Source organism: Sporolactobacillus terrae DSM 11697, assembly GCF_000648615.1.
GTDB lineage: Bacteria > Bacillota > Bacilli > Bacillales > Sporolactobacillaceae > Sporolactobacillus > Sporolactobacillus terrae.
In genome coordinates this window covers 16,623-32,771 of the sequence record NZ_JFZC01000015.1, presented here as the reverse complement: position 1 = coordinate 32,771, position 16,149 = coordinate 16,623, and the positions used below count along the sequence as shown (strand labels likewise).

General features: G+C 47.1%; 16 protein-coding genes. 12 read left to right on the top strand and 4 right to left on the bottom strand.

All coding sequences use genetic code 11. The annotated features are described in order from the left end of the window. Positions 1–7: 7 nt before the first annotated feature. From AA84_RS0102210 to AA84_RS0102195, 4 genes are all read left to right on the top strand, one after another. On the top strand, positions 8–1,675 hold the full coding sequence (locus tag AA84_RS0102210; RefSeq protein WP_028975839.1) for an ABC transporter ATP-binding protein: 1,668 nt from the start codon (positions 8–10) through the stop codon (positions 1,673–1,675). Continuing rightward, positions 1,668–2,483, top strand: a complete 816-nt coding sequence (locus AA84_RS0102205; protein WP_010024009.1) for an energy-coupling factor transporter transmembrane component T family protein — start codon at positions 1,668–1,670, stop codon at positions 2,481–2,483. The genes AA84_RS0102210 and AA84_RS0102205 overlap by 8 nt, the downstream gene beginning before the upstream one ends. A 74-nt stretch (positions 2,484–2,557) precedes the next feature. Continuing rightward, entirely contained in the window at positions 2,558–3,337 is a 780-nt protein-coding gene (locus AA84_RS0102200) for a creatininase family protein (RefSeq protein WP_028975838.1), read from the top strand. Between the two features lie 14 nt (positions 3,338–3,351). Then, complete coding sequence (locus tag AA84_RS0102195; protein WP_028975837.1) at positions 3,352–3,909, top strand: hypothetical protein; 558 nt, start codon at positions 3,352–3,354, stop codon at positions 3,907–3,909. A 905-nt stretch (positions 3,910–4,814) separates the two neighbouring features. Here AA84_RS0102195 and AA84_RS19305 read toward each other — a convergent pair. Continuing rightward, positions 4,815–4,928 carry a putative holin-like toxin gene (locus AA84_RS19305; RefSeq protein ID WP_223362292.1) on the bottom strand — a complete coding sequence of 38 codons (114 nt, stop codon included), beginning with the start codon at positions 4,926–4,928 and terminating at the stop codon, positions 4,815–4,817. A 154-nt stretch (positions 4,929–5,082) separates the two neighbouring features. On the opposite strand from AA84_RS19305, the gene AA84_RS0102180 reads away from it, so the two are divergent. The 5 genes from AA84_RS0102180 (at position 5,083) to AA84_RS0102160 (ending at position 9,496) form a co-directional block, all read left to right on the top strand. Then, on the top strand, positions 5,083–6,117 hold the full coding sequence (locus AA84_RS0102180) for a threonine aldolase family protein (RefSeq protein WP_028975835.1): 1,035 nt from the start codon (positions 5,083–5,085) through the stop codon (positions 6,115–6,117). A 218-nt stretch (positions 6,118–6,335) separates the two neighbouring features. Further along, positions 6,336–6,857, top strand: coding sequence for a GNAT family N-acetyltransferase (locus tag AA84_RS0102175; RefSeq protein ID WP_028975834.1), 522 nt, complete (start codon positions 6,336–6,338; stop codon positions 6,855–6,857). Positions 6,858–6,981: 124 nt separating this feature from the next. Next, positions 6,982–7,779 (top strand): aminoglycoside phosphotransferase family protein, encoded by a 798-nt coding sequence (locus AA84_RS16890; protein ID WP_223362291.1) that lies wholly within the window; start codon positions 6,982–6,984, stop codon positions 7,777–7,779. Between the two features lie 17 nt (positions 7,780–7,796). Beyond that, positions 7,797–8,240 (top strand): GNAT family N-acetyltransferase, encoded by a 444-nt coding sequence (locus tag AA84_RS0102165; RefSeq protein ID WP_028975833.1) that lies wholly within the window; start codon positions 7,797–7,799, stop codon positions 8,238–8,240. A gap of 56 nt (positions 8,241–8,296) precedes the next feature. Further along, on the top strand, positions 8,297–9,496 hold the full coding sequence (locus tag AA84_RS0102160) for an MFS transporter (protein WP_037562722.1): 1,200 nt from the start codon (positions 8,297–8,299) through the stop codon (positions 9,494–9,496). Positions 9,497–9,845: 349 nt separating this feature from the next. Here the strand turns inward: AA84_RS0102160 and AA84_RS0102150 are convergent, their stop codons facing one another. Continuing rightward, positions 9,846–10,361, bottom strand: coding sequence for an O-acetyl-ADP-ribose deacetylase (locus AA84_RS0102150; protein WP_028975831.1), 516 nt, complete (start codon positions 10,359–10,361; stop codon positions 9,846–9,848). A 166-nt stretch (positions 10,362–10,527) separates the two neighbouring features. On the opposite strand from AA84_RS0102150, the gene AA84_RS0102145 reads away from it, so the two are divergent. After that, positions 10,528–11,418, top strand: coding sequence for a DMT family transporter (locus tag AA84_RS0102145; RefSeq protein ID WP_028975830.1), 891 nt, complete (start codon positions 10,528–10,530; stop codon positions 11,416–11,418). Between the two features lie 501 nt (positions 11,419–11,919). Here the strand turns inward: AA84_RS0102145 and AA84_RS0102140 are convergent. Continuing rightward, positions 11,920–12,855 (bottom strand): aldo/keto reductase, encoded by a 936-nt coding sequence (locus AA84_RS0102140; RefSeq protein ID WP_028975829.1) that lies wholly within the window; start codon positions 12,853–12,855, stop codon positions 11,920–11,922. A 161-nt stretch (positions 12,856–13,016) separates the two neighbouring features. Here AA84_RS0102140 and AA84_RS0102135 point away from each other — a divergent pair, with 161 nt between their 5' ends. Further along, complete coding sequence (locus tag AA84_RS0102135; protein ID WP_028975828.1) at positions 13,017–13,796, top strand: alpha/beta fold hydrolase; 780 nt, start codon at positions 13,017–13,019, stop codon at positions 13,794–13,796. Positions 13,797–13,886: 90 nt separating this feature from the next. Here the strand turns inward: AA84_RS0102135 and AA84_RS0102130 are convergent, their stop codons facing one another. Beyond that, positions 13,887–14,774 (bottom strand): shikimate dehydrogenase family protein, encoded by an 888-nt coding sequence (locus tag AA84_RS0102130; RefSeq protein ID WP_028975827.1) that lies wholly within the window; start codon positions 14,772–14,774, stop codon positions 13,887–13,889. Between the two features lie 148 nt (positions 14,775–14,922). Here AA84_RS0102130 and AA84_RS19200 point away from each other — a divergent pair, with 148 nt between their 5' ends. Continuing rightward, positions 14,923–16,014 carry a nuclease-related domain-containing protein gene (locus AA84_RS19200; RefSeq protein ID WP_051577770.1) on the top strand — a complete coding sequence of 364 codons (1,092 nt, stop codon included), beginning with the start codon at positions 14,923–14,925 and terminating at the stop codon, positions 16,012–16,014. Positions 16,015–16,149 lie beyond the last annotated feature (135 nt).

The window sequence follows — 16,149 nt, the reverse complement described above, 5'->3', positions numbered from 1 at the left end:
GATCACTATGAGCTTCAAAATTGAAAAGATAAGCTATCAATACAGTGCAGATACGCCGCTTATCTTAAAAAATATTAATATGGAAATCCGTCCAGCCGAAGTAACGGCAATTGTCGGCCCAAGCGGAAGCGGTAAATCAACGCTGGTCAGTATTTTGAGCGGCGTCATCCCGGAGCTGATGAACAAAGGAATGCTAACGGGAACCTTTCATCATGAGGATGACGTGATGATTTCGGTGGTTAGTCAGACCCCTGAGAATCAGTTGTTCGGCTACGGCGTTGAGGATGCGCTCGCGTTCGGCGTAGAGAACCTAGGCCTCAGCAGCGAGAAAATTAGTGAACGGGTTGAATCGGTACTCAATTTACTGCATATTCAGCATTTGCGCAAGCGCGCCGTATCAACGCTGTCCGGGGGGCAGCGGCAGGCAGTGTGTATTGCATCGGTGCTTGCGATGAAGCCGGATCTTGTAATTATGGACGAGCCGGTCAGCTCGCTTGATCCAAAAGGAAAGCACTTAATTCAGTCGGTATTGAACCAGCTTCGCGCTGCGGGACAGACCACGGTCATCGTTGACAACAATCTGGATTGGTTTTCGGATATTGTTGATCATGTCGTCGGTATCGACCATGGGGAAGTCGTGTTTGACGGAAGCCGAGATGAATTTTTTGCAGACGCGCAGCTTGCTCAGCGCCTTGGCGTCATCGTTCCACAAACGGTTGACATTTATCACGCATTGGCAAAGAAATCGGATGGACTAAAGCCGTTCACAACGCTTGATGCCGCTTATGAAGCACTCAAGGATTGCGTTGTACCGCAGGCTGCTAAGCCTGCCGAAGGTCCTCAGCGTGCGGAACAAGTGCTTGAGGTGAACAACCTCAGCAAAAGCTTTACTGATGGTTTTCAAGCGCTAAAAAAGATCAACGCCGGCTTTGAAAAAGGCAAGATCATCTCCATTCTTGGTCAGAATGGATCAGGAAAAACAACCCTGGTCAAGCATTTGAACGGGTTGCACCGACCTACTGAGGGGACGGTCACCTATCTTGGCAAGGAAACGACAACTAAGTCGGTTGCTGAAATTAGTCGTGATGTGATCCTCGTTTTTCAGCATCCGGAGCACATGCTTTTTGAAGAGAATGTCTACCGTGAACTGACCTTTTGCGCGCGTGCCCAAGGGATACCATTCGCAGAAAAAGATGCGCTGGAAGTGCTTGAAAACTATGATCTGTTAAAAGACAAAGAGGAGCTTCCGGTGAATCTGTCGATGGGTAAAAAGCATTTGCTAACGATTCTCTCGGTTCTCTTTTCAAGCGCCAAAGTAGTCATCTTGGATGAACCGACACTGGGTATGGATCTGCATTTACGTCGCCATTTGGAGGCAATTATCCACAAACTGAAGGAGCAGGGCAAGACCGTGATCCTCATCAGTCATGAGATTCCGCTGGTCTTTAAGCTCTCCGATCAGCTGCTCGTTCTTGATCATGCAGAGAAGCTTGCGGCTGGCAGCGTGCAGCAGCTTGCTGAAAATGAAGCTTTGTTCGAGAAAATTCAAATCGACCTTCCTCCGGTGGTTCGCTTGTCGAAGAAACTGGGACTGTCTCCGCTTGCCTGCGACGTCGCAAGTTTCGCGGCTCAAATTGATGAACTTCAGAAAATCGGGGGTGCAGAACGTGGGTGACTTTCTGCAGTATGTTGAATTGAATTCGTTCCTGCACCGGCTTGATCCGCGCAGCAAATTTGTCTTTTTTATCATCATGTCGGTTTTAACTTCTTTTGTGAAGAGCGGAGCGGCACTCTTATTCCTTTTTCTTGTTTTCATCGCCATCTGGCTGATTGGAGGAATCGGCAGTTATATACTGGTGCTGGCAAACAAAGTCAAGGTACTGCTCCTATTTATTTTCCTGCTGTGGCTGGTGCTTGGGCTGTTTACAGTGAATGAAGGACCGGCCATCTTCCGATCAGGGTTCTCATTGTTCGGTCATGCGTATGTGTTCAGTTTGGAATGGTTTGATTTCTATAAAGGAGCGGTGTACGCACTGCGGATTTTCCTAATGATCTCCGCGTTCTATACCGTGATACTGACGACGAATTTCAGCCAAATCATTCTTGGACTCCAATCATGGCGGGTGCCGTACGCGGTTGCTTTTGGTGTCGGGCTTGTATTCCAGATCATTCCGATGATCGTTCAGGAATTTGCGACCATTATGGAAGCGCAGAAGTCGCGCGGACTGGAAGTCGATAAATGCAGCGCATTTGCTAAATTAAAAAATTATGTCATTGTGTCGCTGCCGCTCCTGTTCCGCGTGTTGAGCAAAGGGCATGCGATCTCGCTGGCCATGCATTATTACAAACTCAATTTTAAAGTAAAGCGGACTTCCTACCAAACCATTAGTGCCGGCCGATCCGATTTTTGGTTTGCTGCCACAACGATCGCAGCGACCGTAATGACGATTGTTTTACAAATTCGATTCTATATTCAAATCTAGGGAATTGATTAAATTCCCTGTTTGTAACCGCTGATTTTTGAACATTTTAAATAATGGTACAGGAGGAATTCCTAATGATTTCAAAATGGGAGAATTTAACGCGTGATGAACTTGCAGCCATTGATAAAGATTCGGCGATTGTTTTTCTGCCGACTGCGGCGACCGAGCAGCATGGACCGCATTTGCCAGTGGGCACCGATGCCATTATTTTATCTCAGTTAATCGATCATTTTATTGCTACACAAAGCTTCGATGAAGGCGCGCTGATCTTTGCTCCGCTGCTGAATGTCGGCAAGAGCAATGAGCACATGGGCTTTGCCGGCACGATTACCTACGGCACGCAGACCTACTACTCCGTGCTGCATGACATTGCTGGGGCGATTGCAGCAAGCGGGTTTAAGAAGCTGGTGCTGTTTAACAGCCATGGCGGCAATACCGACATGCTCAACATGATCAGCCGCGATCTGCGCATTGATTTCACTATGGATGTGTTTGTGTTCGATTGGTGGTTTACCTCATTTTGGGACAAGGGGCTTGAAGGCTTGAAAGAATCCGGTACATACGGCGTCTTCCATGCATGCGAGCTGGAGACATCGCTCATGCTGCACGCGGCCCCTGAAACGGTTCATATGGAACTTGCGGTGGATGAGGATCCGGTTGAGGCGCTGCGCGACAACGATTTTGTGACCTTATTCGGACCGTACAATGCCGGCTGGAAGACAAAAGATGTGACGAAAAGCGGCGTGATCGGTGCACCAACCTACGCTACTGCTGAAAAAGGCAAAAAGCTGTTTGACTATGCCGTCAAAGAGCTTAAGCATATTATTTGCGCATTTGCAAAAACAAATTATTGAGGAGGCGTTTTCCCGTGAAGAAATTTACCTTTGTCAACATCATCTTTTTCGTTATTTTTGGTGTATTTACCGGCGTGCTCTGGGCATACGGCAGCCCGATTCCGCTGATTCCGGGTGCCGTGCATTTCAGAACTTTTGCGTTTATTATTCCTGCTATTGGTTTCTTATTCGGCCCGGTTTCCGGATTTTTTGCCGGCTACATCGGCACATTGGTTTGGTCACTGCTCGGTGGTTACTTCATTGCTCCTCATACCTTAATTGCAGACGGGATTACCGTTGCTTTAAGTGCGGCACTTCCAGCCTATATTATGACGCGGAAAAAGCCGCTTGAAAAACTTCTTGAAAATAAAGCGGCCTTTATTTGGCAATCATTGTTCTGGTCGCTCCTGTTCGGTTGTTTGATGATTCTTGCAACGAGCTTTTCTCTGTCATTCTTCACCGGACTCGGCTACTGGTACTGTGTCGTATGGATTGGGATTGCAGATGTTGTGCCGATCGCACTCACACCGTTTGTCGTTGTACTGCTCGCACCGCGTCTCAAACGGATTCAGACGATCATTCCGCGTATCTGACGATCATCAGTTCAGAGCCATCTCATACCAGGTGTGGGATGGTTTTTTTATTGTCCTGATAAATAATAGGGCGACTGAGCAAAGTCGTGGCCTATAGTGGGTGTGACCCCCATCGAATAAGAGCGCCACCCATCCATAACGAATCTTGGAAGGCTGAAGGAAACTTCAGTCTTTAAGCGTAGACGGTGAGCCAGTGGGTCGTTAGCCATGCGGTTGATGGGATTGAGACTCGAAAACCTAGAAAATTTTGGAATGCTGATGGCGTTGTAATTCCAGAAAGCAACATACCAGTCATTGTTAGGGCAAGAGGATTGGTGATTTCCCTGGATCAATCCATCGGTTACACTAAATGTGTTGACCGATACCTTTATATCGAGTGCTTATCCTACGACAAATTACAATAAAGAATGGGATTCCACGCAAGGTGAGTATGTTCTGAAATTCGATGGACATTGGACACGAAAAAAATAATTTCTAGTTTCTTTAATCCAAAACTCAAGGAACGTTTACTTTATGAAATCAAATATCCAAAAAAAAGAAAAAGCGGCACTAAATATTGAGGCCCCCCGGTACGTCTCTGTCTATGTACTGGATCAGAAAAATGGTGGTTTTCACATTTATCTTGATTTTCACAGGGGTTCGACGTTCACTTGCCCTCATTGCGGGCAGCCACATGTCATGATATTCCTTTCTTAATCCGTCGACATTCATTGAGGCGTAATTTTTCTCCAAGATTGATTCCCCTCACTGTCTTGTGTATAATTAATTTAGATACTGAATAAAATAATACCGTTGGTGTTCCACCACCAACGGCTTGGCAAACGAACTGCAATGGGCAGAACCTACGCAGAAGGGTAATAGCAAAAATAATCCACCTCAGCTCGGTCAAAAGCGTAAGAGGCGGATTATTTTTTATCTTTATTTGACAGTACGACGATAATACTTACAACGACTCCTATTAGTGTGATCAATAAACTAGAAAAAGCTATTGCAAGTGTTAGTGCTTCATATACTGTCATATTTATCCGCCCCCCTTCTTTCGGGGATCGGCATAGTAATCCGCTCTTTGCTTTATTCGCGCCATTTCTATTGTATCCTGTAAGTAACAAAATTTGGATCATTTGCCATAATGGGTAGATTTGAAAAATCAGACAGCTGAGGTGAAAAGTCGCAATGTACAGTTTTAAAAATGATTATAGTGAGGGCGCGCACCCGCAAATTCTCAATACGCTTGTTGATACCAATCTCGTTCAGGAAGAAGGCTACGGTGAGGACCGTTATTCACTGGAAGCGGCCGAGCTGCTTAAGAAGAAAATGGCTTGTTCCGATGTTGCCGTTCACTTTCTGACTGGAGGCACGCAGACGAACATGATCGCAATCGCGGCATTTTTGCGGCCGCATGAAGCGGCGATCGCCGCGCATACGGGTCATATCAACGTTCATGAAACCGGTGCAATCGAAGCGACCGGGCATAAAGTGTTGGCGGTCTCATCTGGAAAAGATGGAAAACTAACCGTTGCAGGCATTCAGGCAATGCTCGATGCGCACCCGGATGAACACATGGTCAAACCAAAGCTAGTATACATATCCGATACGACGGAGAACGGCGCTGTCTATACAAAAAGCGAACTCGAAGCGCTGAGTTCCTTTTGCAAAAGTCATCAGCTTTACCTCTATTTAGACGGTGCGCGACTCGGATCAGCGCTGAGCTCGCCGGTCAATGACCTGGAATTGAGTGATCTGCCCAAATTGGTCGATGCTTTCTATATCGGCGGGACAAAGAATGGCGCGCTGCTTGGCGAAGCACTGGTGATTTGTAACGACGCGCTTAAAGAAGATTTCCGTTATTTAATGAAGCAAAAGGGTGCGATGCTTGCCAAAGGACGACTGACCGGGATCCAATTTCTCGTTTTGTTCCGTGACGATTTGTATTCGGATCTTGCTGCGCATGCGAACGCAATGGCGTTCAAACTCAGTAAGGCCATCCAGGATGCGGGTTATGCCTTCCTGACGCCGCCGGTTTCCAACCAGATTTTTCCGATCTTGCCTCATGACGTGATTGAGCAGCTGCGCAGACAGTTTTATTTTTATGACTGGGAGCAGATTGACGCGGATCATTCAGCGGTCCGACTGGTCACTTCATGGGCAACCAAGGAAGAAGCCGTTGACGCATTTATTGAAACCTTAAAAGCAAAAGCAGTGAATTGAATGAAAGAGCTGCAAAGAATCCCTGATATGGCTTGACCATTAAGTAAAGAGATTTCGACTAGTTGGCCAATTAAATAGGCTAATTTTTGCTACCATGGCCTTTGCCGCACTCCTTTTCCGGCAACTCACTCAGCATTGGGCCATTGGTGCATGACATTTACTGCGGTTTCGATAAAATAATCGATTAATAACATCATCGCTGAAAAGGGTGACCGATCATGAGTGAAAGCAAACGAACGATTCGCGAAGCGAGAAAATCGGATGCAGCACCAGTTTTGGCTTATCTGAGCCGTATTGCAGGCGAGACCGACTTTTTAACCTATGGTTCGGTTGACGAGCTTCAGTTGACGGTTGAGAAAGAGGAAGCCCTCTTTGAACGTTATGCGAAAAAAGACAACGCTGTGTTTCTTGTTGCCGAATATGACGGCACAATTGTCGGCACTCTGAACTTCGAGGGCGGGAAACGCAAGCGAACAGCACATGTCGGCGAATTCGGCATCAGCGTGCGCAAAGACTATTGGGGAAAAGGGATCGGTCGTGCGCTCCTGTCGCACTTGATCCATTGGAGCAAAAAGACCGGAATCATCCGTAAGATCAACTTGATGGCTCGCTCGGACAACATACGCGCGATTAGGCTTTATGAATCGTTCGGTTTTGTTCAGGACGGGTTGATTACGCGTGATTTATTGATCGACGGTGTGTTTTATAGCACCGTACATATGGGCCTCTTGATTGATTAATAAGGCGGTGGGGGTGACACTGTGACCGGCCAATTTTTATCAATACCCGGATCAGAGGCTTGGACAGAAGTTAAACCGCTTCAGGCCGGTTGGTCGCATGACCGCAAATATGTTGTGACTGCCGATGAGCAGACGTTTCTGCTGCGTGTCTCTAGCTGGCGAATTCTTCGAACGGAGAAAACGAGAATTTGATGCTTTACAGGCACTACGCACGCTGCCCATTGCAACAACCAAGCCGATCGCGTTCGGCTGGTGTGATCATGGGAGATGCTGCTATACATTGATGACCTGGCTAGACGGATCAGATGCAGCGGCAGTGCTCTCGACACTTAATCTTGAAGAGCAGTACCTGCTCGGCCGCGAAGCGGGGAGAACGATGAGCCGAATTCACGCGATTCCGGCGCCGGAAGATCAGCCGAACTGGACTCAATTTTACAATGATAAGATTGACAGGAAATTAACCGCATATGTACGTTGCGGGATTCACGTAGAAGGCGCAGAGCAGATCATTGCGTTTATTGAGGAGCAGCGCGGCCTACTCAAGGACCGCCCACAATCTCTGCAGCACGGTGATTATCATTGCGGCAATATGGTGATTACAAAAGAGAAAATGATCGGAATTATCGATTTTGATCGGATGGATTACGGGGATCCGTGGGAAGAATTCAACCGGATCTCCTGGTGTGCCGGAGTGAGCCCGGCTTTTGCATCCGGACGCATCAATGGTTATTTCGACAACCAAATATCGGAGACCTTTTTTCCATTAATGGCGCTCTATATGGCGACGAATATGATCAGTTCCATTCCTTGGGCGATTGATTATGGCGCCGGAGAGGTTGATGTGATGAAGCGCGAGATCAAAAAAGCAATGGACGCGTACGATCATTTTCAAAATGTTGTACCGAAATGGTATCGGCGTTAAATGGGGGAGAGGCAGAAATGACAGCAGAAAAGTGGCATGTGAAACGATTTGACGACCTCTCTGGAAAGGAAGTCTATGAACTGCTGCGTGCACGGGAGACGGTTTTTGTTGTTGAGCAGGAATGTGCCTATCATGAAATCGATCACCATGATCTGGAAAGTCTTCATGTGTATACAACCGATGCGTTCGGTGTGGTGACCGCTTATGCGCGGATTTTCCAAGAAGGCGGTTTGGTGACCTTCGGACGGGTACTTGTCCGAAAGGATCAGCGTGGAAAGGGGCTTGCGAATCAATTGATTGGCAAAGTCTTGCAAGTGATCGAAGAACATTTTCCAAAGCAGCCGATTGAAATTGAAGCACAAGATTATGTTCAAGCGTTGTATGCCCGTTTCGGATTCAAAACAATCTCGGATGTGTTCCTGCTCGATGACATTCCCCATGTACGGATGGAAAAAAGGTGATGAAATGAAAATGGCGGTCATCACGGATATTCACGGCTAGATTAGGAGGAAAATCAATGAATCTTGCATTAAAAGAAGCGGGGGTGAAGCCAAGACTGGCTGCAAAACGACAATTGTTCAGTCTCAGTGGTGTGCATTTTATCAATGATCTGATGACCACCGGGCTTGTACCTGCGCTTTTGCCTTTATATAAACAAGCGTTTGACCTTAATTATACCCAAGCCGGACTCATTCTCTTTGTCTCGATGCTGACGTCATCGGTTGCTCAACCGGTGTTCGGGGTACTGTCCGATAAATATCCGAATGCGTGGTTCATGCCAATGGGCATTTGTCTGTGCGGGTTTGGGTTGACCGCCTCAGGATTTGCTTCGGTCTACTGGCTACTGCTCTTATGTGTTGCCGTATCCGGGATCGGTTCTGGAATCTTTCATCCGGAAGCGATGCGCGGTGCTTACATGGCGGCGGGAACAGCCAGAGGGACTGCACAGGCAATCATCCAAGTCGGCGGGAACTTCGGCCAGGCGGCCGGTCCACTGGTACTCCCCTTATTTTTAATTGCGACGGGGCTGCATGGGCTCGGCTGGTTTGCAATTGCCGCTCTTGCCGGGCTTTTGCTCGTGTTCTCGGTGATGCCCTGGTACCAGAGAAGTTTGGAGATGAATAAAAAAAGGCAGAAATTGATTCAAGGACGCAACCATGTGACTGGTCTTATCCTGCTCACGCTTGTGGTGATCTTGCGTTCTTGGACACAGATTGGTGTTGCCGGATTCCTGCCGTTTCTTTACTTGCACCAAGGGTTTACGTTGAAGGACGGGGAATTGTTGACCTTCCTTTTTCTAGCTGCCGGTGCGGTCGGCACCTTTATCGGCGGCCGCGTCTCCGATCAAATCAGCCGCAAATGGCTGCTGTTTCTTTCAATGGCGGTCACCATTCCTTTTGCTTGGCTGCTGCCTCATGTACATGGCGTTTTATCGATTATTGTCTTGTTCCTTTTCGGATTCTTCGTGCTGTCTTCATTTGCGGTTACCGTGGTCTACGGGCAAATGATGTTTCCAAAGAACATTGGATTGGTCTCAGGGCTGATGGTCGGCTTTGGGATTGGTGCCGGAGGAATCGGTGCTACGCTGATCGGTTGGCTTTCCGATCAGTATGGCATCTATACGATTTTTGGCCTGTTCGGTATTCTTCCGATGCTCGCAGCCATTCTCACCTTGTTCCTTCCGAGTGAACGAAGCTTGACCGCAAAAGAAGCGTGATCAACTCCCCGCATCTCGATCGATGCGGGGATTGCTTTAATCGTTCATTTTTTGGATCTGAAGCATTTTTTTGCTTTTGCAATCCAGATAAAGAAAAGGGGACAAACAGACTATTGAGAACATATGTTCCTGTTTGGTATACTAGATACATAATCTTTTAGACGTGGGAGCTGGGAGACGCGGCAGTTCTAGATAAGCGGGGCGAGAGCGATGACGGTATATCAAGCATTGATGTTTGCAATATCCTTTGCGGGACTCATTCTTATGATTCTTTCCTTTTTTAATGAAAAAAAGTGAACCGTTTTCTCCATGGAGTGAAGATGACCGGAACCAATGGATCCAATCGCTGTTATTCATCAAGGTCAGCTAGTGACCGATCGTAAGCATGTTTTGTGACGGGATCAAAGCAAACCAAGGTAACCTGTGCGACACTCTTGGATGTACTCAAAAATTCGCGGATTGTTTGAAGGGCGATCGGTGCGGCGGTCTCGAGCGGGAAATGGTAAACACCGGTACTGATGGATGGAAAAGCAACCGTTCGGCAGCCATGTGCATCGGCAAGTTTGAGGCTGTTTAAATAGCTGCTTTGCAGCAGTTCACGCTCGTGATTTGCACCACCTTGCCAAATGGGACCCGGTGTATGGATCACATAACGCGCCGGCAAACGATAGCCCTTGGTTATTTTTGCTGCGCCGGTCCGGCATCCGTTCAGGGTTCGGCATTCCGCAAGCAGCTCCGGTCCGGCAGCGCGGTGAATGGCACCGTCGACACCGCCTCCGCCAAGCAGTGTTGTGTTTGCTGCGTTGACAATCGCGTCTGCTTCGACTTGCGTAATATCACCGAGGATAATCGCTATGTTTTTCATTTTTCTTCCCTCCATGTCAAGACGTTTATTCTGAGGTTATTATACATCGTTTCAATGCATGTTAAAAAGGATTGCGGTTAAATAAAGCATGTTGCATTTTATCGTTGACGCCTCGTGCTTATCCAATGACGATAGATGAAAAGAAAGAGCAGAAGGGATGGAATCAATGGCACTAAGAGATTTCTTACTATTAAATATACTCGGCGCTTTATGGGGCGGCTCGTTTCTGTTTATGCGTGTTGCTGCGCCGGTGCTTGGACCGTTTTTATTAATTGATCTGCGTGTGCTGATTGCCGGTTTTGCCTTGCTGATCTACGCCTATGCGATCCGCAAGATGCCGGATTTTCGACAAAAGTGGAAGCAGTATCTTCTTCTTGGCGCTGTAAATGCGGCTATTCCTTTTACCATGATTGCAACTGCAGAGCTGCATGTGACGGCTTCGGTATCGTCAATTTTAAACGCAACCACGCCGCTTTTTGCCTTGCTTGCGGCAGCGATTTGGCTTAAGGAACGATTGCGTGCCGGTAAAATGCTGAGTATGTTCATTGGCATTGCCGGGGTGGCCATTCTTGCCGGATGGGGCCATCTTGGCCATTCACCGATTGTGTTGCTTTCGATTTTCTTTTCATTGGTTGCTTCTGTCTGCTATGGGATTGGCGGTGTGTACACAAAGCTGCATTTTGCATCTGAAGCTCCTTTGACTTTGGCGATTGGGCAACAGCTAGCCGCAGGTTTAGTATTGCTTCCCTTCAGTGTACCGACAGTCGGTCGATTGCAGGGCATGACGATTTCGATCGCGGTATCCGTATTCTGTTTGGCTGTGCTATCAACCTCAGTCGGCTACCTTATTTATTTCTACCTTATCAAAAGTGTTGGCCCAACGAAGACACTGAGTGTGACCCTGCTCGTTCCACTCTATGGTGTAATCTGGGGCATGCTGCTGCTCGGTGAAAGGCTGTCTGTGGGTACGGTTGCGGGGCTCGTACTGATCTTGAGCAGTACAATCATGATTACTGAAACGAAGCTGGGAGCTGGATCGAGGCGTACGGTCAGTTAGGGACGCGGTAACATCTGGCTGGATCATCAACTGTTTTGTGCGATTTATCGACCACTTTTCGTGATTTATCGACCAGTTTGAAACATTTATCGACCACTTTTCGTGATTTATCAACCAGTTCGCAGTTGGAACTGTTGTATTGAATGGTGGTGAATCGTCGCTTCGGTTACTCGCATCAACAGGGCGCGACCGCGCACCTCGAGCCTACTCAGGCAAGCAGGAATCTGCGTAGTCTCGCTGGTAAGCATCAACTAGGCGCCCGAGTACCTCCGCTTTGATGCTCAGCCATGACACTGTTTTATTGGTTTGAAGACAGGGTAAAATCGTTCACTTTTGTACGTAAATACAAGTTAGACGCTTTATCTCAAGGGTATTTTCATTCCGGCGGTGTCCCGCGCCCCCCAAGCGGGTCATGAATGTTTCTTTACCTACAAAAAAGGACCGAGCCGCGGCTCGGTCTTTTCGTCTCCGGGGCATATTCGGAGATTTTTAATTTTATTATTATGGGAGTTTGTTGCCGGCTGCCTGGTAAATGTCATACCATTCCTGACGCGTTAACGTGATATCTGCACCCTTGGCAGATGCGGCGACACGATCGATATTCGTCGTGCCAAGAATGACCTGCATCTCGGCCGGATGACGCAGAATCCAAGCAACGGCGATGGCGTTATTGCTGACGCCGTATTTCTTAGCGATTTCATCAATCTTCTGATTCAATTCTGGAAATTTTGGATTATCGAGGAAAACCCCTTCGAAGAATCCATATTGGAACGGCGACCAAGCTTGAATGGTTACATCGTTCAAACGACAATAGTCAAGAATGCTTCCGTCTCGATCCGATGCGCCGTCCACCGTCATATTGACATTGATACCGGCATCAATCATCCCGGTAAATTTAATGCTGAGCTGTAGCTGATTGATTTCAAGAGGCTGATGCAGATACTTTTTCAGCAACTCGATCTGATAAGGGTTCTGGTTGCTGACGCCGAAATGCAGGACTTTACCTTCTGAGTGCAGCTGATCGAATGCTTCGGCAACTTCTTCAGGTTCGACAAGTGCGTCCGGACGATGGAGCAGCAAGTAATCGACATGATCCGTTTGCAGTCGTTTTAGACTGGCGTTAACCGTTTCGAGAAGATGTTCCTTTGAAAAATCATAGGCCTTAATATGCTCTTCGTTTCCGCGTACGATGCCGCATTTGGTCTGTAATGTGATTTTGTCGCGCAGGCTTGGCTGCTTCGCGAGGACTTTTCCAAACAATGCCTCGCAAGCACCATCCGTGTACACATCCGCATGATCAAAGAACGTGATCCCATTTTCCAAATCGGTTTTAATCAGTCTGTCTGCTTCTGCCTCAGACATGTTTGCAATACGCATGCATCCTTGAACAACCGCAGAACCCGACTTTTTTTCCGGTCCAATTGCAATTTGCTTCATGATCATACCTCCAAATTAAAGTTCACAAGAAGAACGCTTTCAATAACTATCATAAGACAGGCATCTATTTTTTTAAAGAAATTCGCTTTGTACGTATCGGTCTGCTCATGGAATCGGGCCAACCGGGTTAAACTATAAAAAAGACAATTTAGGGGACGATCATGCCGTATATCGAAACGAATCAAGGAATCCACCTCTTTTATGAAAAGATTGGAAAAGGCAGGCCAATCGTTTTTCTGCATCCGCCGCTCATGGGGCATGTTGCTTTTCGTTACCAAAAGGCTTTAGCCGATCGAGCTCAATTGATTTTCTATGATCAAAGAGGGCATGGACAAAGCGGGTACCAAGCCTCAGCTTCATTGGGTCAGGTGATTTCGGATCATGAACATGACCTAAGCGAACTCATTCTCAAATTGCAACTGGAAAAGCCGATACTTGTTGGTTATTCAAGCGGAGGACTGATTGCGCTCACTTATGCGTTGCGCCATTCGGGAAATATCGGCGGTATTCTGCTTGCAGGAGGATTCCCATGCATTGCGTCAGTCCTGCTGCGTCTGGAATATCAGTTGGGCATTAGCTTAATGAAAACCGGAAATCAGCAGCTGCTGAGCAGGCTCATTGCTAAAGCAAATAAAAACAGCGCAGAAGATGAACGGGCGATGGATGATTACGCACAAAAGGCCAATCCCGGAGCTGTTCTGGATCTCTATTGTGCAGGACCAAAAACAGACTTGACCTCGCAGCTTGCGCAATTGGATCAGCTGCCGATGCAAATACTTTACGGTTCGCTGGATGTTTATTTGAAAAAGCACAAGAAATATTTTGAACCGCTTGCGCACACCGAAATCATAACGGTTGATCGCGCCTTTCATCAATTGCCCACGCATCATTACAAAGTGTTTAATCATCTGATCATGCGATTCTTGCGTCAACTCGGCTAATAAAAAGCAGCGCCCATCAAGTGGGAAGCTGCTTTTAGGTTTTTTACAGGATACTGACAGGATTCCTGTTACGGTCATTCAAAAAGTCACTTATGAACGATTTTGATCTAATTCTTTTAACAGGGCATCTTCGACATCGTCAATGGGCATTTCTTGATCGGTCCATCGTTGGAACGCTTGGGCGCCTTGATAGATCAGCATACCTAGACCGTTAAAAGTAATGCAGCCATGCTGTTTTGCTGCATGTAAAAAGCGCGTCTGTCGCGGTTCGTAAATGGCGTCACAAACCACGGCCGAGGGTGATAGACAATCGATCAGCGCTTCAGCTACCGGCAATTTTGCGTCATCACCCATGCCGATATTGGTTGAATTAATGAGAAAATCGCTCTCAGAAAGCGCGCGCTGCAAAGCCGCCTCATCATTGTAATCATGGAGCTGGATCGTCGTAGGATAAGCAGCGGCGATATGGCTTAATTTCTCCGAAACGGCGGGGAATGACGCATTGCGCCGTTTAAACACATGGATGGTGCTCAGTCCTTTCGAGGCACCTGCAGCAATGATCGACAGCCCGGCGCCGCCTGCACCAAGAATAGTTGCCGTCTTTTGTTTTGTTGCACAGCCGTTTGCCGCTAAATGCGCAAAGAAACCGGTCCCGTCCGTATTTGCGCCGATCAAACGGCCGTCCCGATTCATAATCGTATTGACTGCACCGATCAGGTCAGCGGTCGGGGTCAGTTCATCGAGAAAGGGGATCACTGTCCGCTTGAATGGCATTGATAAATTAACGCCACCCATATCAAACTGGCGGATACTGTTCACAGCATCACCAAGATCCCCAGTCAAATCAAAGGCCAAGTAAACGGCATTGATCCCCCGCTTCCTAAAACTGAGATTATGCATCAGCGGCGATAGACTGTGTTTCGCCGGATGAGCAAACAGTCCATACAGCCGGGTACGACCGTTAATCGTGTCAATCATGTAAAGCAGCTCCAATCTTTCGCGTTTGGACGCATTGTTATTGCATTCATTATAACAAATCTTCTGTGAGTCTTTTGTTCAATGTCTTTAGACATAGTCTAGGGAGATAAGGTATACTATTGGTAAATTATTGAAAAGAGGCGATCCAATGCTTCAACTCTATATCCTTTGCGTAGAATTACTTGTTCTATTTTTATCGGGACTATTCGGCTGCTTATTTTTAATTTACACGTATCAAAACACGAAATACAAGAAAACACACTATTATCGCATCACGCATCGTCCTTATTTGAAAATGAGACGTTCAACCGGTAGTTACGGCGAGTACCTCATCTATAATAATCTGCGTTCACTCGAGAAAGAAGGACGTCTTCTCTTCAACGTATACTTACCCAAAGAAGACGGCACAACGACCGAGATTGATGTGCTGCTGATTCATAAAAGCGGTCTATACGTGTTCGAATCGAAAAATTACAGTGGCTGGATTTTTGGAACAGAAAGCCAGCGCACTTGGACGCAGACGCTTCCGAGCGGCAGGAGGAGTATTAAAAACCGCTTTTTCAATCCGATCATGCAAAACGAAGGTCATATTAGCCAACTCAAGCAGTTCCTCTCAGACTATCCGCAAATCATCTATCATTCGATTATCCTCTTCAGCGATCGCTGTGAACTGAAAAAAATCACGCTGAATCAAGGCAAAGCAGCCGTTATGAACCGTCGCCGTGTCACATCTTTTGTAAAGAAAACAATGGCCAATACCAACGAAGTCCTCGATCCCAATGAAATTGAAGCAATCGACCAGACCCTTTTTCCATATTCACAAACCTCCGAAGAAGCAAAACAGATCCATATTGAAAACATTCAAGCAAAACATCCGAAGCATTCCAAGAAAAAATCAGCCGGTCTCAAAAAAAAGATCGAGGAGCAAGCAGCGATTGAGACTGCGTCAACAGCAGAATGCGATCCTCCGGCTGGTGAAGCGCAAGCTTTGGAACAAGACCAAAAGGAATCGACGATCCAGAAGCAAATAAAAGAAGATAAAGAAGAATATCAAATGTTCCCCAATACAAATACCGCTCTGGATGAGCAAACAAAAGAAGTCGAAAAAGTGTGCCCACGCTGCGGTAAACCGATGGTCCAACGTGTGGCAAAACGCGGAACGTACAGCGGCGAGCACTTCTGGGGCTGCAGCAATTTTCCAAAGTGTCGCTACATGGAAAAGCAGCATGTTGTGGAGTAACCTTCAAATGGTGCTCCTGACCGTTTATGGAGCATTAATGGGCCCATTTCTTTTGCAGTACGTGTTATCGCGATCCCGTCGTATAAAAAAAAGATCCGCCTCAATGACCATCGCAGTGGCTGAGGCAGATTTATT